The 21,877-nt window shown below is 71.1% G+C and carries 20 protein-coding genes, 1 other RNA gene and 1 pseudogene; 15 read left to right on the top strand and 7 right to left on the bottom strand.

Annotation, left to right across the window (positions count from 1 at the left end; all coding sequences use genetic code 11):
* The first annotated feature begins 5 nt into the window (after positions 1-5).
* Positions 6-1,157 (top strand): bifunctional RNase H/acid phosphatase, encoded by a 1,152-nt coding sequence (locus ABT171_RS18460; RefSeq protein ID WP_351244940.1) that lies wholly within the window; start codon positions 6-8, stop codon positions 1,155-1,157.
* Here the strand turns inward: ABT171_RS18460 and eda are convergent.
* From eda to ABT171_RS18445, 3 genes are all read right to left on the bottom strand, one after another.
* Entirely contained in the window at positions 1,129-1,800 is a 672-nt protein-coding gene (gene eda, locus ABT171_RS18455; RefSeq protein WP_351244938.1) for a bifunctional 4-hydroxy-2-oxoglutarate aldolase/2-dehydro-3-deoxy-phosphogluconate aldolase, read from the bottom strand. The two genes, ABT171_RS18460 and eda, sit on opposite strands and share 29 nt — an antisense overlap.
* Positions 1,801-1,898: 98 nt before the next feature.
* The gene (yaaA, locus tag ABT171_RS18450; RefSeq protein WP_351245166.1) at positions 1,899-2,681 is read right to left on the bottom strand and encodes a peroxide stress protein YaaA; all 783 of its coding nucleotides are present in this window, start codon (positions 2,679-2,681) and stop codon (positions 1,899-1,901) included.
* 58 nt (positions 2,682-2,739) lie between these two features.
* Positions 2,740-3,309 carry a hypothetical protein gene (locus ABT171_RS18445; protein ID WP_503075682.1) on the bottom strand — a complete coding sequence of 190 codons (570 nt, stop codon included), beginning with the start codon at positions 3,307-3,309 and terminating at the stop codon, positions 2,740-2,742.
* A gap of 181 nt (positions 3,310-3,490) precedes the next feature.
* On the opposite strand from ABT171_RS18445, the gene ABT171_RS18440 reads away from it, so the two are divergent.
* From ABT171_RS18440 to ABT171_RS18405, 8 genes and pseudogenes are all read left to right on the top strand, one after another.
* On the top strand, positions 3,491-4,339 hold the full coding sequence (locus ABT171_RS18440) for an AraC family transcriptional regulator (RefSeq protein ID WP_351244934.1): 849 nt from the start codon (positions 3,491-3,493) through the stop codon (positions 4,337-4,339).
* Between the two features lie 22 nt (positions 4,340-4,361).
* Positions 4,362-5,141 (top strand): annotated as a pseudogene (locus ABT171_RS18435) (DMT family transporter); the annotation flags it as partial.
* A gap of 118 nt (positions 5,142-5,259) precedes the next feature.
* Positions 5,260-5,661: RNase P RNA component class A (rnpB, locus tag ABT171_RS18430), an RNA gene on the top strand.
* Positions 5,662-6,405: 744 nt separating this feature from the next.
* Complete coding sequence (locus ABT171_RS18425; RefSeq protein ID WP_351244932.1) at positions 6,406-6,963, top strand: DUF2563 family protein; 558 nt, start codon at positions 6,406-6,408, stop codon at positions 6,961-6,963.
* Between the two features lie 1,778 nt (positions 6,964-8,741).
* The gene (gene mycP, locus ABT171_RS18420) at positions 8,742-10,052 is read left to right on the top strand and encodes a type VII secretion-associated serine protease mycosin (RefSeq protein ID WP_351244930.1); all 1,311 of its coding nucleotides are present in this window, start codon (positions 8,742-8,744) and stop codon (positions 10,050-10,052) included.
* Position 10,053: 1 nt separating this feature from the next.
* Positions 10,054-10,491 carry a hypothetical protein gene (locus tag ABT171_RS18415; protein WP_351244928.1) on the top strand — a complete coding sequence of 146 codons (438 nt, stop codon included), beginning with the start codon at positions 10,054-10,056 and terminating at the stop codon, positions 10,489-10,491.
* Positions 10,492-10,527: 36 nt separating this feature from the next.
* Entirely contained in the window at positions 10,528-12,792 is a 2,265-nt protein-coding gene (locus ABT171_RS18410) for a phasin family protein (RefSeq protein WP_351244926.1), read from the top strand.
* Positions 12,792-13,316, top strand: coding sequence for a hypothetical protein (locus ABT171_RS18405; RefSeq protein WP_351244924.1), 525 nt, complete (start codon positions 12,792-12,794; stop codon positions 13,314-13,316). The genes ABT171_RS18410 and ABT171_RS18405 overlap by 1 nt, the downstream gene beginning before the upstream one ends.
* Here ABT171_RS18405 and ABT171_RS18400 read toward each other — a convergent pair.
* Entirely contained in the window at positions 13,313-13,684 is a 372-nt protein-coding gene (locus ABT171_RS18400; protein ID WP_351245164.1) for a LysR family transcriptional regulator substrate-binding protein, read from the bottom strand. The two genes, ABT171_RS18405 and ABT171_RS18400, sit on opposite strands and share 4 nt — an antisense overlap.
* A 68-nt stretch (positions 13,685-13,752) precedes the next feature.
* On the opposite strand from ABT171_RS18400, the gene ABT171_RS18395 reads away from it, so the two are divergent.
* Entirely contained in the window at positions 13,753-14,496 is a 744-nt protein-coding gene (locus ABT171_RS18395) for an MFS transporter (protein ID WP_351244922.1), read from the top strand.
* Between the two features lie 9 nt (positions 14,497-14,505).
* On the opposite strand, the gene ABT171_RS18390 is transcribed toward ABT171_RS18395, so the two are convergent.
* Positions 14,506-14,811 carry a LysR family transcriptional regulator gene (locus ABT171_RS18390; RefSeq protein ID WP_351244920.1) on the bottom strand — a complete coding sequence of 102 codons (306 nt, stop codon included), beginning with the start codon at positions 14,809-14,811 and terminating at the stop codon, positions 14,506-14,508.
* Between the two features lie 132 nt (positions 14,812-14,943).
* The gene (locus tag ABT171_RS18385; RefSeq protein WP_351244918.1) at positions 14,944-15,489 is read right to left on the bottom strand and encodes a DoxX family membrane protein; all 546 of its coding nucleotides are present in this window, start codon (positions 15,487-15,489) and stop codon (positions 14,944-14,946) included.
* A 134-nt stretch (positions 15,490-15,623) separates the two neighbouring features.
* On the opposite strand from ABT171_RS18385, the gene ABT171_RS18380 reads away from it, so the two are divergent.
* Together ABT171_RS18380 and ABT171_RS18375 are read left to right on the top strand one after the other, a co-directional pair.
* Positions 15,624-15,950 carry a nuclear transport factor 2 family protein gene (locus tag ABT171_RS18380; RefSeq protein ID WP_351244916.1) on the top strand — a complete coding sequence of 109 codons (327 nt, stop codon included), beginning with the start codon at positions 15,624-15,626 and terminating at the stop codon, positions 15,948-15,950.
* Positions 15,951-16,075: 125 nt separating this feature from the next.
* Positions 16,076-17,296: a D-alanyl-D-alanine carboxypeptidase family protein gene (locus tag ABT171_RS18375; RefSeq protein ID WP_351244914.1), complete on the top strand. Its 1,221-nt coding sequence runs from the start codon at positions 16,076-16,078 to the stop codon at positions 17,294-17,296.
* A gap of 218 nt (positions 17,297-17,514) precedes the next feature.
* Here the strand turns inward: ABT171_RS18375 and ABT171_RS18370 are convergent, their stop codons facing one another.
* Complete coding sequence (locus ABT171_RS18370; RefSeq protein WP_351244912.1) at positions 17,515-18,273, bottom strand: SDR family oxidoreductase; 759 nt, start codon at positions 18,271-18,273, stop codon at positions 17,515-17,517.
* Between the two features lie 137 nt (positions 18,274-18,410).
* Between ABT171_RS18370 and ABT171_RS18365 the strand changes: the two genes are divergently transcribed.
* Genes ABT171_RS18365 through ABT171_RS18355 form a run of 3 tightly spaced genes read left to right on the top strand, consistent with a single transcriptional unit; the run spans position 18,411 to position 21,870 of the window.
* The gene (locus tag ABT171_RS18365; RefSeq protein WP_351244909.1) at positions 18,411-19,721 is read left to right on the top strand and encodes a multidrug effflux MFS transporter; all 1,311 of its coding nucleotides are present in this window, start codon (positions 18,411-18,413) and stop codon (positions 19,719-19,721) included.
* Positions 19,661-20,842, top strand: a complete 1,182-nt coding sequence (locus ABT171_RS18360) for a serine hydrolase domain-containing protein (RefSeq protein ID WP_351244907.1) — start codon at positions 19,661-19,663, stop codon at positions 20,840-20,842. Before ABT171_RS18365 ends, ABT171_RS18360 begins: the two co-directional genes overlap by 61 nt.
* Before the next feature lie 20 nt (positions 20,843-20,862).
* Entirely contained in the window at positions 20,863-21,870 is a 1,008-nt protein-coding gene (locus ABT171_RS18355) for a small ribosomal subunit Rsm22 family protein (RefSeq protein WP_351244905.1), read from the top strand.
* Positions 21,871-21,877: the final 7 nt, after the last annotated feature.

The raw sequence follows: 21,877 nt of genomic DNA, 5'->3' as shown, positions 1-21,877 counted from the left end.
TCGGGGTGCGGGAGTTCATCGTCGAGGCGGACGGCGGGTCGCGGGGCAACCCCGGGCCCGCCGGTTACGGCACGGTGGTCCGCGACGCGGCCACGGGTGAGCCGCTGACCGAGGTGGCCGAGTACATCGGTGTCGCCACCAACAACGTGGCCGAGTACCGGGGCCTGGTCGCCGGCCTCCGCGCCGCCCACACCCTCGACCCGACGGCCCGGGTCCACGTCCGCATGGACTCCAAGCTGGTCATCGAGCAGATGTCGGGCCGCTGGAAGATCAAACACCCCGACATGAAGCCCCTGGCGACCGAGGCGCGGTCGGTCTTCCCCCCGGACCAGGTCACCTACGAGTGGATCCCCCGCGAACAGAACAAGCACGCCGACCGTCTGGCCAACGAGGCGATGGACGCGGGGGCGAGGGGCCAGCAGTGGTCGCCCACCGAATCGGCCGCAGCCACGGCCGGCGGCGGGCAGCGCCGTGACATCCCCGACGAGGAGCACCGCTCCACGCCGGGCTGGAGCAGCGCCCCCGACCTCGGCGCCCCCGCCACCTTCGTGCTGCTCCGGCACGGCGAAACCCCCCTCACCCCCCAGAAACGCTTCTCCGGGAGCGGCGGCACCGACCCCTCCCTCTCCGCCGCCGGCCGAGAGCAGGCGCAGCGCGTCGCAGCGGCGCTCGCCAGGCGCGGCACCATCCAGGCCGTCGTCTCCTCCCCCCTCACCCGTACCCGCGAGACCGCCGCCGCCGTCGCCGCCCGCCTGGGCCTGGAGGTGACGATCGAGGACGGTCTGCGTGAGACGGACTTCGGCGCCTGGGAGGGCCTCACCTTCGGCGAGGTCCGCGAGCGCTACCCGGACGACCTGAACGCCTGGCTCGCCGACCCGGAGGCCCGCCCCACCGGCGGCGGCGAGAGCTTCGCCGAGACGGCCACCCGGATCGCGGCGACGCGCGACAAGCTGGTCGCGGCCCACGCGGGCCGCACGGTCCTGCTGGTCAGCCATGTCACGCCGATCAAGACCCTCGTCCGCCTCGCCCTCGGCGCCCCGCCCGAGTCGCTGTTCCGCATGGAACTGTCCGCCGCCTCCCTGTCGGCGGTGGCGTACTACGCGGACGGCAACGCGAGCGTACGGCTGTTCAACGACACGTCCCACCTGCGTCCCTGAGCCCGGCGAGCCGCGCCGCGCCCCGCGCCAGCTCCTCGATCCGGGCCCAGTCCCCGGCGGCCACTGCGTCCGCCGGGACCATCCAGCTCCCGCCCACACAACCGACGTTGGGCAGCGACAGATACTCCGGCGCGGTCGCCGGACCGATCCCGCCCGTCGGACAGAAGCGGGCCTGCGGCAGTGGACCGGCCAGGGATCTCAGAAAGGCCGTGCCGCCCGCCGCCTGCGCCGGGAAGAACTTCATCTCCCGCACCCCGCGCTCCAGCAGCGCCACCACCTCCGAGGCGGTCGAAACGCCGGGCAGGAACGGCACCCCGGACGCCCGCATCGCCGTCAGCAGCGTCTCCGTCCACCCGGGGCTGACCAGGAACCGCGCCCCGGCCGCCACGCACGCGGTCACCTGGTCCGGGCTGATCACCGTCCCCGCTCCCACGACCGCCCCGGGTACCGCACCGGTGATCGCACGGATCGCCTCCAGCGCCGCCGGAGTCCTGAGCGTCACCTCGATCGCGGGCAGCCCGCCCGCCACCAGCGCCCGCGCCAGCGGTACGGCGTCGCCGGCGTCGGAGAGGGCCACCACGGGCACGACGGGCGCGAGCTCCAGTACCGAGGCGGCCGGAGGGGAGGGTGGCGGTGAGGTCACGCCCTCATCGTGCCCAGCGGATGCATCATGCGCAAAGCGCGTTGCACATGATGCAATGCGAGGCGGGAGTGAGGGGTGCCCTCAAGCGAGGGGTGCCCTCAGTGGATCTCCTCCACCAGCACATCCAGCGACCACGGCTTCCCCGCCTTCCCCGGCGCCTCGGCCTCCACCTCGTACCCCAGCTCCCGCAGCACCTCGACCAGCTCGGCGGGGTCGTTCGGCGCGGCGCCCGCCGTCAGCAGGCTCCGTACCATCCGGCCCTTGGTCGCCTTGTTGAAGTGGCTGACCACCTTGCGGGTCGGCGCGTGCAGCACCCGCACGGTCGCCGTCCGCCCCGCGACCTCGCCCTTCGGCTTCCAGGCCGCCGCGTAGGCGGAGGAGCGCAGGTCCAGCACCAGCCCGTCCCCGGCCGCCGCCGGCAGCACCTCGGCCATCGGCGTCCGCCAGTGCGCGGCCAGCGCGCCGAGACCCGGCAGCTTCACGCCCATCGAGCAGCGGTAGGAGGGGATGCGGTCCGTGACCCGCACCGCGCCCCACAGCCCGGAGAACACCAGCAGCGACTCCGCCGCGCGCTGCCGCGCCGCCGCGTCCAGCGTCGCCAGGCCGAGGGAGTCGTACAGCACCCCGGTGTAGATCTCCCCGGCGGGGCGGGCACCGGCCGTGCGCAGCCCGGCGTTCTTCGCGACCTCGCCGCGCAGCCCCTCGCTCAGCCCGAGCACCTCGCGCGCCTTCTCCACGTCGCCGGAGCACAGCTCGACCAGCTCACCGAGCACGGCGTCCCGCGCCGCGGTCAGCCCCGGCAACGACAGCGACCGAAGCTCCAGCGGGGCACCCTCGCCCGCGGTCGCCTTGCCTTCCGAGGGCGGCAGCAGGACCAGCAACACGTACTCCTTACGTAGACCTCCGCGACAGCGTACGGCGTGGCGGCGAAGGTCCTGTTCAGGCCCGTGTGAGCGCCTGGACGAGGGTGCCCGGGTCGTCGGCGTGCAGGCGCACCGTGCGCACCCGCCGGGGGCGGCCGAGGAGCGACCGGTGGGTGACGGGCTCCGCCAGCTCCAGCCGCACCGACGTCCGAGAACCGATCGCGAGGTCCAGCACGTCGCCCGCCGGCCGGTGCGTCAGCTGCGTCTCGCGGTGTACGGCCCTGATCGCGCCCAGCGGAATCCGCAGGTCCACATGGACCCCGTACCGCACCCGCAGCGCCTCCCCGGTCAGCACGTGCGGGCGGACCGCACAGGCCGCGTGCAGGCCGACGACGAGCAGCACGGTGTAGAGGTCCAGCACCAGCAGGACGTCGTGCGCGGTGGGCATGTCGCGCAGCATCGCGGACACGCCGATCGTCTCGATCACGCACACGGCGGCCACCCCCCACATCGTGGCGGCCTGCCCGCGCATGTACCCGAAACCCCGCCCGCCGGCGGTCCCCTGGGTGCGTCGGGCCAGCCACAGCGCCAGGCTGGTGTACAGCCGCATCTCGTGCCCGGCCAGCCGTCCCAGTGTCCTCAGCATCCTCATCTCCCCTCCTCCGCAAGGATATTGAACGCACGGCGGACCACCTCGGCCCGGGCGGGCGCGCGGCCGGCGTGCAGGGCACGCGGGACCGCGTGGCCGGAGCCGGCCTCGACGCGGCATGGAAACGGGACCTCACGGCGTTGCACCCATGGGCGCAGGACAGGCAAGGGGGTGCCGGATGACGGAACAGGCGCTGTGGACGCGGGCCCGGCTGGGCCGGGGCGGGCCGCCGCTCGACCTCCTGACGGCGAACTTCCGCCGGCACACCTACGCCCCGCACGCCCACGAGGAGTACACGATCGGCGTCTGCGTCGGCGGCTGCGAGGTGATCGACTACCGAGGCGGGCACATCCGCACCGGACCGGGCACCATCATCGTCCTCGACCCCGGCGAGATGCACACCGGCGGCCCCGCCAACGCCACCGACGGCTACGCCTACCGCGCCCTGTACGCCGAGCCGGCGCTGCTGACCGACGGCATCCTCGGCGGCCTGCCGTACTTCCGCGAGCCCCTCCTCGACGACCCCGGACTCGCCGCGGCGTTCCGCCGTGCCCACACCGGACTCAGCTCGTGCCCCGACCCCCTGGAGGCCGAGTCCGTCCTGCCCTGGCTGCTGACCGCGCTGGCCCGCCGGCACTCCACCGCCCGACCGGGACGCGACCTGGTCCCCGGCGCGCGGACGATCGCCCTGACGGTCCGCGACCGTCTGGCCGACGAGCTGACGGCACCCCCGCCGCTGTCCTGCCTCGCCGCCGACCTGGGCCTGTCCCGCTACCAGCTGTTGCGGGCCTTCCGTACGACGATGGGCGTGCCCCCGTACGCCTGGCTGGCCCAGTACCGGGTGAGCAGGGCGCGCGGCCTGCTGGAGGCCGGCCTGCGCCCGGCAGAGGTGGCGGGCCTGGTGGGCTTCGCCGACCAGGCGCACCTGACCCGGTGGTTCCGCCGGGTGCTCGGGGTGACACCGGCGGCGTACCGCACCAGCGTCACCTCGGTGGCGCCTCGCAACAGCGTTCAAGACGCCCCGTGAGGACGTGGCCGAAACTCACCTCATGACTGCACGTGGCTGGTTCCTGTTCTCCCTCATGGGAGTGATCTGGGGCATCCCCTATCTGATGATCAAGGTGGCGGTGGACGAGGTGTCCCCGCCGGTGGTCGTGTTCACCCGCTGCGCGCTCGGCGCGCTCCTGCTGCTGCCCTTCGCCCTGCGCCAGGGCGGCCTGCCCCGGACCGTACGCGCCCACTGGCGGCCCCTGCTGGCCTTCGCCTGTCTGGAGATCATCGTCCCCTGGTTCACGCTCACCGACGCCGAACGGCATCTGTCCAGTTCAACGGCCGGGCTGCTGATCGCGGGCGTGCCGATCGTGGGCGTGATCGCCGCCCGCCTGCTGGGGGAGACCGAACACCTCGGAGCCCGCCGCATCACCGGCCTCGCCCTGGGCCTGGGCGGGGTGACGGTCCTGACCCTTCCCCACCTGACCGGCGGCGACGCCCGCTCCCTGGCCGAGGTGCTGCTGACGGTCCTGGGCTACGCCACCGCCCCGCTGATAGCGGCGCGCCGGCTGAAGGAGGTCCCCTCCCTGCACCTGACGGCGGCCTGTCTGACCCTGGCGGCCGTGGTCTACGCCCCGGTGGCGTTCCTGGCCCGGCCGTCGTCCGTCCCCTCCTCCACCGCCCTGGCGGCCCTGGCCGGCCTGGGCGTCCTCTGCACGGCGGTGGCGTTCGTGGCGTTCCTGGAGCTGATCAGGGAGGCGGGTCCCACCCGCGCCACGGTGATCACGTACGTCAACCCGGCGGTCGCGGTGGCGGCGGGCGCGGTCTTCCTGAACGAGCGCCTGACCGCGACGGTCCTGGCGGCCTTCGCCCTGATCCTGACGGGCTCGGTCCTGGCGACGGCGGCGGCCGGTCCCCGCCGGTCCCGGCGCCCGGTACCATGGTCGGCACGGCAGACGAGCCGGGCGGACGGCCGCGTGGAGTCCCCCTAGGGGGCTTCCCGAGGAACGTCCGGGCTCCACAGGGCAGGGTGGTGGCTAACGGCCACCCGGGGTGACCCGCGGGACAGTGCCACAGAAAGCAGACCGCCGGGGATCTCGTCCTCGGTAAGGGTGAAACGGTGGTGTAAGAGACCACCAGTGCCCAGGGTGACCTGGGCAGCTAGGTAAACCCCACCCGGAGCAAGGTCAAAAGGAGACACCCCGGTGTCTCTGCGCGGACGTTCGAGGGCTGCCCGCCCGAGTCCGCGGGTAGACCGCACGAGGCCGGTGGCAACACCGGCCCTAGATGGATGGCCGTCGCCGAGGGGCCCGCGAGGACCCCTCGGAACAGAACCCGGCGTACAGCCCGACTCGTCTGCCGCCACCGCGGCTTCGCCTGGCAAAGGGCCTCTGACCTGCAACGGAGGCCTTTCCGGTCTTTCGGAGGCTTGCCGCGTCAGGCGGCGGAAGGTCCTTCGGAAGCCCCTCGGGCAGCGCTGAAGGTCCCTGAAAAGTCCCTGGCGCGCAGGCGAGGCGAACGCCTCCGCGCCAGGAACAGATCATGGTTCCGTCGGCTCGGCGGGACGTGATGTCGTGGCAGCGTGGCTATGAGAGCGCCGATCGCGATGCCGATGATCCCCGCCGCCTCGGCTGTGACTGCCGGCGGTCGCAGCCGCGCGCTTCGACGACAATGACCCCGTCTTCAAGCGGAGCAAGCGGGGGACGAACCGTTACGAGTACGGGCCGCCGGACACGTCGGGGAGTCCGGCGCACGCTGGCCGGGCTGCCCGAACGGCGGCATGGCAGAGCTTCTGCCAAGGCCGAGGTAGGGGCTCCTTCCGTACCAGCCATTCGCGAGACGCCCCTGCGTCTGACGGCGGACGCCGCCCTTGCCCCGTTTCCGGGTGCGACAAGGAGTTACACGGAGGCAGCGGCGTGGCTGTGACGTACGGCATGGCCACTTTCCGGTCAGTCGTGGACTGGTAGGGCGTCAAAATCCCGTGCCCAGGCAAGATCACGACTATCGTGCCGTGTTGCTTCTGTTACGGATGGAGATGGCACGGGCACCACAAGTGAGTGTCTGAGGCGCTGCTGAGGGGCTGACCGCACGGGGGAGGACACGGTGGCCGACAACACGGGGGATCCGCAGGCAACTGCGGCCGCGCTGGAATCGGCGGCCGGCGCGCTGGCCGCGTCTGGTATCGGGCCGATCGCAGGTGTCGGTGCCGCCGTGGCCCGGGAGTTGCGGGTCGAGGCCGAGACTCTGACGGCCTTCAAGAACCGGGTGAACGACCTTCTGACTCGGCTGGAGAAGTCGGAGGCTGCCCCGCAGAGGATCGCGGACGGCGCCCTGCCGAAGGGGCGGTTGGGCAACTTCGACGAAGCCGACGCTCTCCACGGTGCCTACACCCACGTGCATTCCCAGCTGGAGCGCCTTTCCAAGGTGCTGGCTCTGCAGATCGAGGGGCTGATGGTCACGGTCGATGCGTCGAAGAACAACTATCAGGATCTCGACGCCGACGTTCGCGATCGCCTGCACCGCATCCGTGTCGAGGCTGACAAGTTGGCTGTCGATGAGGTCGGGCCGGGATCAAAGGGACACGCTCACGGCGGGGCGGATGCGTCCGGCCATGGCGGACACGGTTCCACGTCGAACTCGCAGACAGCAGGCGGTCTGTGATGCCCGTGGTGATGAGGCAGCGCGACGGCATGCTCTGGGCAGGAAAGGTGGTGGGGGTCCATGTCTGACTTTGTCAGCCGCATGTGGGAGACGGTCAGGCAGGAGCGGTTCCTCCTCCAGGACCCCGAAGAGCTGTGGCGCATGGTCGAGTCGGCCGACGGGCCGACGGCCAGTGGTCTCGGTGAGCTTCTGACGTCGGCCGCCAAGACGATCAAGGAGATCGGCGGCGATCTGCGGACCCACAGCATGGCGGTCGAGTGGGAGGGCGAGGGCGGCGCGGCGTTTAGGACCTGGTGCTACCAGGCAGCGCTGGCCACGGCGGGCCTGGGTGATTACAGCGAGAACGCGGGCAAGTGGCTGGGCCACGCGGCGGACACGCTGCACGAGGTCAAGCCGCAGCTTGAGATGCTGAAGAACCAGAGTGTCAGCGCGCGTTTGGTGCTTGACGCGCATGCGGCGAAGGCGACGGATGTCGGCAGCCACGACGGCGGTCCGTCGGACTCCGCGGTGACGAAGGCCAAGTCCCAGTACGCCAACGTCCGTGCCGAGGCGGGCGGGCTGATGATGAAGCTCGCCCAGTCGTACACGGCGTCGACGGAGCAGATCAGCGCGCTGGAGGCACCGACGTTCCCGGAGTTGCCTCAGCGGTTCGTGCCGGATCGGTTCGGCGGCGAAACCCACATTTCCGCCCCTGCCGACGGGGGGAAGGGGACTTACCCCGGGACGCCCGTGCGAACAGAGGTACCAGCACGGCAGACAACCGTCGACTCCAGCCTGAGCCGGACAAGTCCTGTACCGAGAGTGTCCCTGCCACACCATCCAACGAGTGCAGCCAGCGTGTCAGATGTACCGCTGCCGCGACATCACGTAGATGCTGCGAACACGGTGATCGACAGCACAGGCACCCTGCCGTCTCCGGTGAATCCTGCCTCACCGTCAGCGCCGCCTGTCGGACCGGGGGACAGTCCGGACGGTCGGACACCTGTGGTGACCGGGCCCACGCCGGCGTTCAGGACCGGCACACCGCTGCCTCCCGGCGTCCGAGGAGGGAGCGAGCGTCCTGTGTACGGGGGCCGGGGCCCTCTGGCCACGCCATCCGGACCGGGCACGTCCGCGCTCCCGCGCATTCCAGGACGCGGATTCTCCGGCCCGTACGGCCCCGGTGCGACCGGCGGTCAGCCCGGCGCTGAGCCCGGACCGACTGGCTCCCCTTCGGCCAGGAGCGGAAGTGCCATCACAGGCGGCCGTCCCGTCTCGTCAACGCCCGGACAGCCTGGTGGTGCGTTTCCACGTGGCAATGTCATCGGCGGCACTCCGAACGAGCAGCGAGCTCCCAGCGGCCGTGGAGCCGGGCTGAGAAGCCGTGCTGCAGGGGCCACGCCAGCCCGCGACGACGACCGCGTTGCGAACCGGGAGGGCGTGGCGCGAAGGCGCATGCCTGCCTCGTCCAACGGGATCGCCGGGGGGCAGCCCCGACCTTCCCGAGACCGCAAGCGGGCAGGTTTCACCTCGCGAGGTGTCCGACCCGCAAGCGAAGCGAGCGCAGACGAGCCGCTGCAGCAGCGAGATGGACCATCCCGTGGTGCCTCCACCCCCGTCCCGAAGCGTGACGACCGTTCAGCCCGCGCCAGGCGCGCCGGCAGCCGCGAGACCGACCAGGCAGAGGACAGGGAGCACCAGGCGGAGGAAAACGCGGAGCATCAGGCAGAGGAGAAGAAGAACCGACCACTCCCGCCGCCACTGCCCCAAGGGCCTGATGGAGACCTAGGACGAGAAGGATGACCATGCGCAGCCGCAGTGAGCGGGCCAGATGGCGCAGCCGGGCCGTGTCCGCGGCCGCGGGGTCCTTGTTGGCGAGCATGGCCGTTACCCCCGCGCACGCTGACAGCGTCCGCGAGCGGCAGTGGTACCTCGATGCCATGCACGCCGATGAGATGTGGAAGACCAGTACGGGCAAGGGCATCACGGTTGCGGTGATCGACACCGGTGTCCAGGCCGACATTCCGGACCTGCGGGGCCAGGTCGTGGCCGGCAAGGATTTCTCGAAGCGCGCCGGTGACGAACGCACGGACTACGACGGTCACGGCACCACCATGGCCGTGCTCATCGCCGGCACGGGTGCTAAGGGTGCCAGTACGGGCTCGTACGGCCTGGCCCCCGGGGCCAAGATCATGCCGATCCGCACTCCGGGCTTCATCGAGCGCAACCGCGCCGACGGCAACCAGGACGACTTTCCCACTGCCACGGCGAAGGCCATCCGGTTCGCGGCCGATTCCCGCGCCCAGATCATCAGCATTTCGGGAGGCAGTGCCGCAAACTCTCGGGAGTTGACGGACGCCGTTGCTTACGCGCTGTCCAAAGGCAAGCTGATCTTCGCAGCCGTGGGCAATGACGGCGACACCCTCAATGAAGTCAATTACCCGGGCGCCACTCCCGGCGTAGTGGGTGTCGGAGCGATCGACAAAAGCGTCAAGGCGGCGAAGGAGTCCGAGCACGGCTCGCAGGTCGATCTGGTTGCACCGGGCGATGACATCATCTCCGCCTGCCTCGGCGGCACAGAACTGTGCAGTTCCCACGGCACCAGCGACGCCACGGCGATCGCCTCCGCCTCCGCCGCCCTGATCTGGTCCAAGCACCCGAACTGGACCAACAACCAGGTCCTGCGAGTCATGCTCAACACGGCGAGCAAGCCAACAAGTGGCAAGGAGCGCACCGACTACCTCGGCTACGGCGCCGTGCGCCCCCGCATCGCGCTGACCAACCCGGGGGACCCCGGCCCGGCCGACGTCTACCCGCTACCCGACTTCAAGCAAGCGGCGTCCAAGACACCCAACGGGTCGGCCACGGCCTCCGCGAAGGATGACGGCATCCCAACCTCGGCAGCGTCCGCATCTACGGGCGGCGGGTCTGCACTGCCATGGATTCTCGGGGGTGCGGGAGTTGTCTTGGTTGCGGGTGGGGCTCTCGCCGCTGGAGCGGTGCGCCGGCGTCGACGTGCAGCGGCGGTGGCCCAGGCTCGCGCAGCCATGCCACCTGGGCCGGGGCAGGCACCGTGGTACGGAGACAGCAACTACGGGGGGAGGCCCTGACATGGCGTGGGACGAGTGGGAGCAGCTGAAGGCCGACGCGCTGGCCCGTCGGCAGAACTGGATGCAGTTGGACAGCGCTGCGGAGGCGGGCGGGGGCGGCGCCGCGGGCGCGTCTGATCTGAAGACGAACAAGGCGGGGAACGACACCGCAGTCAAAGCCTTGCAGGGTGAGCTACCGCAGGGCACGGACAAGGCGGGCAGTTACGCCGACGGGTCCACAGCCACAGCCGTGCGGGAGTTCAGCGGCTGGCAGACCGGCGCCGGGCTCAAGGACGCCCACGACGAATGGGAGTTGCAGGTCAAAAACCTGAAGGCGCGCCTGGGGCAGGACAAGGCGGCGCTGGAGGACAGCCATGAGCACCTCCAGTACGTCGACTACGGAGTCGGCAGCCGGACGGCGCAGATCAACGCCGGGCCCCACCAGGGGCGCGAGGTCTAGAAAACCGGGGAAACGGGGACGGGGGGAAGGACGGGCATGCTCAGCTATCAGGACGTGGTCACCATCAAGCTCGGTGTTCTGAGGACGGCGGCCACCGACTGGGAGGACATGGCCGGCGGCTTCGAGGACCTGGAGGCCCTCTATGCCGCGAAGGTGGAGTCGGCGGCGACCGAGGACACGGCAGGCCTCACTGCCGCGGTCAGGGCCCTGCAATTGGCTGCCACTCGGCAGCAGTTCAAGGACGCGCAGACTGAAGCCCGTGCCATCGCCTCCATCCTGCGGGAAGCCCATCAAGAGTTCTCCAAACTCATAGGCCACGTGAACGACGTTGTCGAGCAGGTGAAGGCGGACCACATGTCCGTCAACAGCCAGGGCGAGGCGGTCTACGACTTCCGCAAGCTCACCCCCATGCGACACGACGAGGACTACCCCAAGTACGTGTCCCGGGCGAAGGACGCCGAGGCGGCCTGGACGAAGAAGATCAAGGATGCTGTACAGGCGGTGGACGACGCCGACGAGGGCGTCAAGCACGCTCTCTACGAGGCGGCCGGCATCAAGAGTTGGATCCAGCGTGCGTTCGACGAGGCGGCGGGGCGGGGCGGTCACACCTTCAACGGCTCCGCCGTCGGTGAGATCGAAGTGTACGAGGCCCGCGAGGCCAAGGGATACGCGAACGTGATTCTGGCCGGCGACAAACTGGACGGCGATGACCTGAAGGAGTGGCAGCGCCTCATGCGCGACAACTCCCATGACAAGGTCTTCAGCCAGACCCTCCTCAATTCCCTCGGCGCGGACAAGTCCCTCAAGCTCACCAGCAAGATCGACGACCTGGCGTACCTCGAAGACACGAAGGACAAGAACGCCTACCTGCAGATCAACGGAGGCATAGCCGACTCGCTGGCGACTGCCACCCGTGTCCCGGACTTCAAGGACGCGAATGGAAGACACCTGCCCTTCGGATCAAAGGGCTACAACGACGCCTTCGACAACTGGCTGCTGACAGACGACGCCCAGTTCTACATCAAGTTCGGCAACGACCTGAGGGAACACGGCACCGACAAGTACGACCTCAAGACTGCCGGAGAGGTCGACAGGGTCGCCCGGGAACACGGACAGCAGGTGCGCGGCTACCAGAGCCTGGTCACCCTGATGCAGCAGGGACACAGCAACTACTCACCGCAGTTCCTCTCCGACGTCACCGACGGCGCGATCGCGGCGGAGAAGGACCACCCGCACATCTGGAACCTCTACGGCAACTTCGACAGCAAGAACGGCGACGGCTGGTTCGCCAATGACCCGGTTGACGGCGCCCTGGGCATCATGAGCCGTGACCCGGAGGCGTCCACCGGCTATCTCGATCCGCACGCCTTTGGCCACAACGACCGCCTCCACTACCTCCTCAAGGACCGGGACTGGAACGTCGTCAATACCACCGAATGGCGGGGGGAGCATGAAAGCGACGGGCCCAATGCCCTGGACACGGACGATCGCAAGGGACTGGGCGACGCCCTGACGGCGGCAGCGACAGGGATCGACCCGCATGGGCCCCGCCCGATGGGAGTCACGTCGCACACGGACGCCAACAACAGGGTGTTCGTGCACGCGCTGGATGTCCTGTCACAGCAGGGAGACGACATGCCGTCGTCCCTGCGTGACGACATGGCGAAGATCATGACCAATCACGGTCATGAGACCTATGTGGCGATGAGCGATCCGAGCGGCGGTCGACACATTACCGACGGCCCGAACCTGAACCGTGACCAGGTACTGGAGATGACGAAGCAGATATCGCGGAGCCAGGACTCCTACAACCTGCTTCACACGGGTATGAACTACGCGATCATGGACGACATTCACGACCCTTCGCGACACCCGGAAGACACCCTCCACGCGGCCGGCACCGCGGTCGGTTTCATGGAGGAGGGCCGGTACCTGGCACTCAAGGGTGACCAGCACGACTACACCTGGGACAAGGCGTGGAGCTACCACCTCACCGGCGGGATGCTGAACTTCGTCCCCGGCTACGGCGACGCCTTGCAGCGCGGAGCCGACGTGATCACCAGTGCCTGGATCATGGATGAACAGAAGCATCAGGCGGACAAGCTCACGAGCGACAGCCAGGCGACCTTCCACCATCGCCAGAACCAGCTCAACGCCATTGCCAACCAGTGGTACGTGGCCAACTCCCACTGGGCCGACACCCACACCGACTACTCGCACGGACAGGGCATGTACGACCAGATCAACACCTCGGCCAACAACGGCAATGCGCTAGCCCGCGGCAGGGCAGGAGCACAGTGATGCCGACGAAGCACATGGTGGTGGCCCTGTTGTGCGGCGTCGTCATGGCAGCGGCGGCGGGCTGCAGCACCCATGCCACCGTCCCCGCGGACTTCTGCAAGGTCCCGGTGTCGAAGGCGGCCTTGTCACCGCTCATCCCGGACAACGGATCAGTGAAGCAGACATACACGGCCTTGGAAGCTCAGCAGGGTGCGGGCTGCGCCCTGAGCGCGGGCGGCAACCGGGTGTTGTTCGTCGCCATCACGCGTGTGGACCGGGCTCCGGATCCGGCGGACTGGAGTGCTGCGGATCCACCGTTCAAGAACGCCGCCGAGCGGGCCGTGTCCTTCCCGGGACACGCGGCGATCGGAAGCAATGGCGCCACGGTCCTGGCCACCTGCACCTCTCGGACCGCATACATGACCTTCGGGATCGACTTCTTCGGCGACCGCGTCGAGAACACTCCCACCGGCTACAAGAAACTCCAACGGTTCGTCAACGACTTCGTCCCACGCGAAACGAAGAAGTTCCACTGCACCGATTAGGCGGCTGCCCTCCGCCACCGCCCATCACCCCGAGAGCCCCTGAGAGCCCCTGAGAACCCCTGAGAACCCCTGAGAACCCCCCTCAGCCCCCCAACTGCTGACGAACCACCCTCCGCAGGGTGATACGAGTGCGACCTCGCCGCGTCGGCCTGGGCGCGTACCGCGAGGGACGGGAGCAGGGCACAGCCCATGCCCGCGGCCACGCACGCGACGAGGGTGCCGATGCTCGACACCTCCGCGACCGGCTCCCTGACGACCGGCCCGGAGAAGGTGTGGTCGAACATCTCCCGGAAGCCGTAGCCCCGTTCGGTGGCGAGGAAGGGTTCCGCGGTCAGCTCGCCGATGGGCGCCCGGCCGCGTACCGCCAGCGGGTGGTCCGGCGGGGTGACGCCTCGACGGCGTCGGCCAGACCAGCGCCGTCGTCGCCCTCGGCGCCTTGTCGTACGGGCTGATCGAGGGCCCGGACCGGGGCTGGGGGACGGGTCCGGTGGTCGGTTCCTTCATCCTGGCGGTGGTCGCGGCGGCGGTGTTCGTCGCCGCGGAGGCGCGCGCCGGGGCCGCGGCGATGCTGCCGCTGCGCATGTTCCGCAGCCGTGGTTTCTCCGCCGCGCTCGGCGCCGGGCTGCTCGCCAACTTCGGTCTGCCCGGGCTGCCGTTCGTGCTGTCGCTGTTCTTCCAGGAGAGCCGTGGCTACTCCTCGTTCAGTGCCGGCCTGGCCTTCCTCCCGCTGACCCTGCCCACCGCCTTCAACCCCCTCTGCACCGGACGCCTCGTCGGCCGTATCGGCCCCCGCCGCCGCGCCACCACCGGGTTCCTCCTCATGGGCGCCGGCGCGCTGCTGCAGGCGCCGTTCACCGGTGACTCCGCCTTCGCCCTGGCCGCCACCGTCGTAGGTCTGCTCGCCTTCGGATTCGGCGTCTCCTTCGCCCTGCCCGCGCTCGTCGCCGGCATGGCGAGCGCGGTGCCGCCCGAGCCGGCCGGCATCGGCGCCGGCGCGCTCAACTCCGCCCGCCAGGTCGGCGCCTGTCTTGGCGTCGTCGTCCTCGGCGTGGTCCTCGACCTGTCCCCGACGAACGCCGGCGGCACCCGGTGGGCCCTGGTGGTCGGCGGCCTGGCCGTGCTGCTCGGGGCGATCGTCGCCATGACGGGGCTCAGGGGCCGTTCCGGGGGGCTGAAGTGATGCTCACCCTTACGGCCGTGGAGCGGCCCCACTCGTCTCCTGGCGGGAAATCGCCGTCACGCGACTCAGTACTTCGTTGTTCAACATGATGATCTGGCGGGCGTGCGCCACCAGCTCCCGCCCGGCCGGGGTGAGGCGCAGCGGTCGTTTCCCGCGGTGGAACAGCGGGGCCTGGACGATCGATTCCAGCCGCTGGATCTGCTGGCTGACCGTCGGCTGGGTGACGTGGAGCGACTGGGCGGCGCGGGAGAACCCGTCTTCGGTGACGACGGCCAGCAAGGTGCGCAGGAGTTTGACTTCTATGTCGCGCCGCACGGAAATCCCCCCGAACCGCCTGCGTTGCCGCACGATGATATGGCTATATTGATACCTTATCAGTCAGGCATGTCCAATAATTGAACGGGAAAGGTTGTTTGGCGCCCAGGTGTCCCGGAGTGGCACCTTCCGTTACTCCTCGAACAGCACCTCCTGCTCACCCTCCCTCTTGGCCCGCACCCGCCGTGCGCGTACGCCCACGACCAGGGCCGTCGCCGCGGCCGTGGCGCCGAGGGCGGCCGGCACCATCCAGCCACGGTCCAGGACATGACCGAGGGCGTGGTCGAGGGAGAGCCGGCCGGGGCCCGCGATGGCGAGGCCGGCTGCCGCGAGGCCCAGGCTCGCCGCGTACTCGTAGCCGCCCTCCTGGGCGAAGAAGCCGCTGGGCAGGTGGACCGCCGCCGCCCCCGCCATCGCGCCGGCCGCCGCCGCGCCCGCCGCCGGGGTGGCCAGGCCCAGGGCGAGCAGGGTGCCGCCGCCGGCCTCCGCGAGCCCGGCCGCCGTGGCGCTCGCCCTGCCGGGTGCGTAGCCGACGGACTCCATGAACCGGCCGGTGCCCGCCAGGCCGTGCCCGCCGAACCAGCCGAACAGCTTCTGCGCGCCGTGCGCGGCCAGCACCCCGCCGGTCCCCAGTCTCAGGAGCAGCAGGCCCAGATCACGTCGGTCGTAACAGCTCACGGTGACTCCCATGCAGACAGGCGGACGGGGGCAGGTTCCTGCCACGCTTCCACCGTCGCAGCTCGCACACCGGCGGGCCCGCCGTGGCGGGCGTTCGGGTGGCGGGGCCGGGAGGGCGGTGTGAACCTGACGCCATGACGATTCAGCCAGCCAAGCTCAGTGATCCGGTCGTCCGGGCCTTCGTGAACGCCGTCAACTCCCATGACCGGGAGGGCTTCATGGCGCTGCTCGCCCCCGACGCGACCATGTCCGACGACGGTTCCGACCGTGACCTCGCCGACTGGACCGACCGGGAGATCTTCTCCTCCCACGGCCATATGGAGGTCGACAACGAGTCCGCCGGCGGCCGCGTCCTGCTCGCCCGCTACCGCAACGACACCTGGGGCGAGATGCGCACCAAGTGGACCTTCACGGTGCGCGACGACGGCCGGATCTCGCGCTTCGAGACCGGGCAGGCATAGACGGGCAGGTAAAAGGGAGTTGAGAATCAGGGGTGAGTCATCGGATTTTCACAACGCGACACATTCCACGCCGTACCGGCCCGCCCTGAGCGAATCCCCTGCTGGGCGCGGTGTACGGTCCCCGGGTGCGTGAATGTTCCCGGCTCAGCCGACGTGCCGTCCTCGGGTTGACGGCCGCCGCCCTTCCCGTGTCCACAGCCACCGCGGCCGTCGCCGTCGACTCCACCGTCATCGGGGGCGAGCAGCTGGCCCGCGCCGGCGTCCAGGTGCGCGGTGCCTCGGGGCTGCCCAAGAAGATCACCGCCCAGTCCTGGTTGGTCGCCGACTACTACAGCGGAGACGTGCTCGCCTCGTTCAACGCGCACCGGCGGCTGCCGCCCGCGTCCACGCTGAAGATGCTGTTCGCGGACACCGTGCTGAAGAAGTTCGACCGTACCGAGCGGTACACGGTCAAGGACGCCGATGTCGCCGACGTCCCGGCCGGCTCCAGCCTGGTCGGCATCAAGCCCGGCATCACCTACACCGTCGAGCAGCTGTGGCAGGGCGTGTTCCTGCGCTCCGGCAACGACGCGGTGCATGTGCTCTCCCACATGAACGGCGGCATCGCCAGGACCGTCGCCGAGATGCAGGCCAAGGCCGCGGACCTGCAGGCCCTGGACACCCATGTGGTCAGCCCCGACGGCTTCGACCACCCCGGCCAGATCTCCTCCGCGTACGACCTCACGCTGTTCGCCCGGCACGGCCTGAAGGACGCCGACTTCCGCGGTTACTGCGCCACGCGCACCGCCGACTTCCCGGCGGGCGGCAAGAAGACCTTCCAGATCCAGAACACCGACCGCCTGCTGACCGGGGCGTTCGGCCTGCCGACGTACAACGGCCTGATCGGCGTCAAGAACGGCTACACCAGCCACGCCGGCAACACCTTCACCGGCGCGGCCACCCGGGACGGGCGCACCCTGCTGGTGACGGTCATGCACCCCGCCGAGGGCAGCAACGCCGTCTACGAGCAGACCGCCGCGCTGCTCGACTGGGGCTTCGGGCCGGGGCGTTCGGCACAGGCCGTGGGCACGCTGGTCGATCCGCTCAGCGAGGGCGGGGCGAGCGCGAGTCCGGCGCCCACGCGAGGGGGGGTACGGGCGGCGGCCGGGGCGCCCGGCCCGGGCTCCGGCGGGCCGTCCACGGGACGGCTGGTGGAGGGTGCGGGAGGCACGGCGCTGCTGCTGGCGGCGGCCGGAGCGCTGGTGGTGAAGAAGCGGCGCAGGGCGGTGGCGGCGGCCGCGGCGGCCGAGGCGTCGCAGGGGGCCGAGGATCCGGCGGCGCAGGGCGGCGGCAGGCACCGGCGCTGAAACAAGCGGTGGCCGTTCCACCGGCCGGTGCGCACCCCGCGTCCCGCGCGGGGGCCGCCCCCAACTCCGGCCCGGTGGAACGGCCGCCGCTTCCCCCCTCGGTATGGCCTGCGGAATCCACATGCTCCAACTGTGAAGCTCTTGTGGAGGAAAGTTGAGCATATAAGCTCGACCGGCCGCAATACCGCGTATGTTCGAAGCCCCCTCGCGCCACGGGGTCAGCCGCGCCCGATGTACGGCATCGCCGTCGCCAGCACCGTCGCGAACTGCACGTTCGCCTCCAGCGGCAGCTCGGCCATGTGCCGCACGGTGCGTGCCACGTCGGCCACGTCCATCACCGGCTCCGGGACCACCTCGCCGTTCGCCTGGAGTGCGCCGGCCCGCATCCGGGCCGTCATGTCGGTCGCCGCGTTGCCGATGTCGATCTGCCCGACCGCGATGCGGTACGGCCGCCCGTCCAGCGACAGCGACTTGGTCAGCCCGGTCAGCGCGTGCTTGGTCGTGGTGTACGCGACCGAGAGCGGGCGGGGCGTGTGGGCCGAGACCGAGCCGTTGTTGATGATCCGGCCGCCCTGCGGATCCTGCTCCTTCATCCGCCGGTACGCCGCCTGCGCGCACAGGAACGCCCCGTTGAGGTTGGTGTCCACCACGTGCCGCCAGTCCTCGTACGACAGCTCCTCGACCGGGACCTCGCGGGGGCCGTTGATCCCCGCGTTGTTGAACAGCAGGTCCACCCGCCCGAACCGCTCCACCGTCGCCGTGAACAGCGCCGCCACGTCCTCGGACCGGGACACGTCGGTGCGCACGGCCAGCGCGGCGGTCCCCGGGGCCAGTGCCGCCGTCGCCTCCAGCGGCTCGGTGCGCCGGCCGGCCAGCGCCACCGACCAGCCGGCCCCGAGCAGCTCCACGGCGACGGCCCGCCCGATGCCGGAACCGGCGCCGGTCACCACCGCGATCTTCGATTGCCTGTCAGTCATGGCTCCGCAGCGTAGGCGGAACATCCGGCATGCGGAATCCACCGTCCGCCATGCGGTTACGTGGTCGGGCGGCCATATGCCTCGGCAGTCTGTTCGAGCTGAGAACATGGGTGCCGGTCACACCCAGGGAGGGACAGATGTCCGAGCACGCGGCGGCACCGCCACCGGAGACGGAACAGGGTTCCCCCACCCCTGCCGCGCCACCGGCCGCCGCCACCCGCCGCACCGGCCTGCTCGTCACCCTCGTCCTCGGCGGCCTCACCGCGACACCCCCGCTCGCGATGGACATGTACCTCCCGTCGCTGCCGGAGGTCACCCGGTCCCTGCACGCCCCCGCCGCCACCGTCCAGCTCACCCTCACCGCCTGCCTGCTGGGCATGGCGCTCGGGCAACTGGTCGTCGGCCCGATGAGCGACCGCTGGGGCCGCCGCCGCCCGCTGCTCACCGGCCTCGCCGTGTACCTCCTGGCGACCGCCCTGTGCGCGGTGGCCCCGGACGCCGGGACCCTCGTCGCCTTCCGCCTGGCCCAGGGCCTCGCGGGCGCGGCCGGCATCGTCATCGCGCGGGCCGTCGTACGCGACCTGTACGACGGAGTCGCCATGGCCCGCTTCTTCTCCACCCTGATGCTGATCTCCGGCGTAGCGCCGATCGTGGCCCCGCTGATCGGCGGGCAGATCCTGCGGGTGACCGACTGGCGCGGTGTCTTCGTCGTCCTCACGGCGGTCGGTGCCCTGCTCACCGCGCTGGTCTGGCTGCGGCTGCCCGAGACCCTGCCGCCCGCCGAACGGCACGGCGGGGGAGCGGGGGCGGCGCTGCGGGCGATGCGCGGGCTGCTCGCCGACCTGCCCTTCACCGGATACATGCTGGCCGGCGGCTTCGCCTTCGCCGCGCTGTTCGCGTACATATCCGCGTCCCCCTTCGTCGTCCAGGAGATCTACGGCGCCTCCCCGCAGACCTTCAGCCTGCTGTTCGGCCTGAACTCGGTCGGCCTGGTGATCGCCGGACAGGTCAACGGCAAGCTGCTGGTCGGCCGGGTCGCCCTGGACAAGGTCCTCGCCGCCGGCCTGACGGTGATCGTGCTCGCCGCGACCGCCCTGCTGCTGATGTCCACCGGCGCCCTCGGCGAGGTGGGCCTCACCCCCGTCGCCGCCGCGCTCTTCGTCCTCATGTCCGCCATGGGCATCACCCTGCCCAACGCCCAGTCCCTCGCCCTGCTGCGCACCCGGCACGCCGCCGGCTCCGCCTCCGCGCTGCTCGGCACCTCCTCCTTCCTCGTCGGCGCGGTCGCCTCCCCGCTCGTCGGCGTCGCCGGAGAGCACACCGCCGTCCCCATGGCGGTGGTCCAGCTGGCGGGAGCACTGGTCGCGACGGCCTGCTTCGTGGGAATGTGCCGTCCCTGGAGCGCCCGTGGGAACGCACGTGCGCACGCGGAGGGAGACGGGAACTGAGCGCACCCAGACTGCGCGCCGGCACGCCGGAACGGGCCGGGCTCGACCCCGTGGAGCTCGGGCACCTGGTCGGCGAGGTGCACGCCCTCACCGCCGGCGACCGCCCCTGGGCGGCCGGCGCCGTCGTGCTGGCCGGCCGCGGCCCCGTGATCGCCGTGGCCGAGGCGGCGGGCTGGGCGGTCCGCTACTCCTCCTACGACCCGGAGACCGACACCGGCGTCGAACTGCCACCCGCCGCCCGGGTCCCGGCCACCGTCGACACGCCCTTCGACCTGGCCTCCCTCACCAAGCTGTGCACCGCCGTCGCCGCCGTGCAGCAGATCGAGCGCGGCACCCTCGGCATGGACGCCCGGGTCGGCGACTACCTGCCCGACTTCCACGCCGCGGCCGCCCACGGCATCACGGTGCGGCAGCTGCTCACCCACACCTCGGGACTCCGCCCCGAGCTGCCCCTGTACGACTGCCCGGACGCCGCCGCCCGGCTGGCCCTGCTGCGCGCCGAGGCCCCCACGGCCGAGCCGGGCCGGTACCGGTACTCCGACCTCAACATGCTCCTGCTCCAGTTCGTCCTGGAACGCGTCACCGGCCGTACCCTCGACGTCCTCGTCCGGGACGGCATCACCCGCCCGCTCGGCATGACGGCCACCGGCTTCGGACCCCGCCCCGGCGCCGCCGCCACCGAGGACCAGCGGCGGCCGTGGGCCAAGGCGGACCGCGGGATGCTGCGGGGCGTGGTCCACGACGAGAACGCCTGGGCGCTCGGCGGCGTCGCCGGGCACGCGGGACTCTTCTCCACCGCACGCGACCTCGCGGTCTTCTGCCGCACCCTGCTCGCCGGCGGCTCCTACGGCCCCGCCCGCATCCTCGGCCCCGACTTCGTCGACCTGCTGCTGACCCCGCCGGGGCTGGGCTTCGCCGTCGACCAGCCGTGGTTCATGGGCGAACTGGCGGGCCACGGCGCGGCGGGCCACACCGGCTTCACCGGCACCTCGCTCGTCCTCGACCCGAGGACGGACACGTTCCTGGTGCTGCTGGCCAACACCGTGCATCCGAGGCGCAGGGCACCGGACAGCAGGCCCAGGGCGGCCCTGGCCACGCGGCTGGCACGGGCGGTGATCTGAGTCCGCCGTAGAATCACCGGGTGAACGACCCCGTGACCCCGGCCCAGACCCTGCGCGCCGCCCTGGACGACGTCCTCGCCGGGCTCCCGCCCACCCAGGCCGCCGGAGCCGTGGAACGGCTGATCGCCAGCTACCGCGGGGAAACCCCCACCCACGCCCCGATCCTCCGCGACCGCGCCGACGTGGCCGCCTACGCCGCCTACCGCATGCCCGCCACCTTCGAAGCGGTCCGCTCGGCACTGGAGGCGTTCGCACAGGCCGTGCCCGACTGGACGCCCGGCAGCCACGTCGACGTCGGCGGCGGCACCGGCGCCGCCACCTGGGCCGTCACCGCGACCTGGCCCGGCGAGCGCGCCGTCACCGTGCTGGACTGGGCCCAGCCCGCACTCGCCCTCGGCCGCGAGATCGCCGCCGCCAACCCGGCCCTGCGCGCCGCCCGCTGGCAGCGCGCCCGGATCGGCGCCGACCTCACCCTGGAGGACACCGACCTCGTCACGGTGTCGTACGTCCTCAACGAGCTGGCCGAGCCCGACCGCGCCGCCCTCGTCGACGCCGCCGCGGCCGCCGCGCGGACCGTGGTGATCGTGGAGGCCGGCACCCCGGCCGGCTACGCCCGCGTCCTCGAAGCCCGCGACCGCCTGATCCACGCCGGACTGCACGTCGTCGCCCCCTGCCCGCACAGCGCCGCCTGCCCCATCGAGCCCGGCCGGGACTGGTGCCACTTCTCCGCGCGGGTGAGCCGCTCGTCCCTGCACCGCCAGGTCAAGGGCGGCACCCTGCCGTACGAGGACGAGAAGTTCTCCTACGTCGTCGCCACCCGCCTGCCCGCCCAGCCGTCCCCCGCCCGGGTCGTCCGGCGCCCGCAGATCCGCAAGGGCCAGGTGCTGCTGGACCTGTGCGAGGCCGACGACCAGCTGCGCCGCACCACGGTCACCAAACGCCACGGCTCCCTGTACAAGGCGGCCCGGGACGCCGAGTGGGGAGACACCTGGCCGCCGGAGGACTCCCCGGAGGATCCGTCCGCGTAGCAGCCGT

Source organism: Streptomyces sp. NPDC001851, from assembly GCF_040297165.1.
Taxonomy (GTDB): domain Bacteria; phylum Actinomycetota; class Actinomycetes; order Streptomycetales; family Streptomycetaceae; genus Streptomyces.
Note: the sequence above shows the minus strand (reverse complement) of the source record. Positions and strands in the feature narration are given on the sequence as shown.

What these genes read in the sequence shown, in the direction of transcription:
- ABT171_RS18370 (WP_351244912.1), bottom strand. Translation starts at nt 18,273, where the DNA reads ATGACTGACAGGCAATCGAAGATCGCGGTGGTGACCGGCGCCGGTTCC.
- ABT171_RS18365 (WP_351244909.1), top strand. Translation starts at nt 18,411, where the DNA reads ATGTCCGAGCACGCGGCGGCACCGCCACCGGAGACGGAACAGGGTTCC.
- ABT171_RS18415 (WP_351244928.1), top strand. Translation starts at nt 10,054, where the DNA reads ATGGCGTGGGACGAGTGGGAGCAGCTGAAGGCCGACGCGCTGGCCCGT.
- mycP (WP_351244930.1), top strand. Translation starts at nt 8,742, where the DNA reads ATGACCATGCGCAGCCGCAGTGAGCGGGCCAGATGGCGCAGCCGGGCC.
- ABT171_RS18445 (WP_503075682.1), bottom strand. Translation starts at nt 3,309, where the DNA reads ATGCTGAGGACACTGGGACGGCTGGCCGGGCACGAGATGCGGCTGTAC.
- ABT171_RS18440 (WP_351244934.1), top strand. Translation starts at nt 3,491, where the DNA reads ATGACGGAACAGGCGCTGTGGACGCGGGCCCGGCTGGGCCGGGGCGGG.
- ABT171_RS18405 (WP_351244924.1), top strand. Translation starts at nt 12,792, where the DNA reads ATGCCGACGAAGCACATGGTGGTGGCCCTGTTGTGCGGCGTCGTCATG.
- ABT171_RS18410 (WP_351244926.1), top strand. Translation starts at nt 10,528, where the DNA reads ATGCTCAGCTATCAGGACGTGGTCACCATCAAGCTCGGTGTTCTGAGG.
- ABT171_RS18380 (WP_351244916.1), top strand. Translation starts at nt 15,624, where the DNA reads ATGACGATTCAGCCAGCCAAGCTCAGTGATCCGGTCGTCCGGGCCTTC.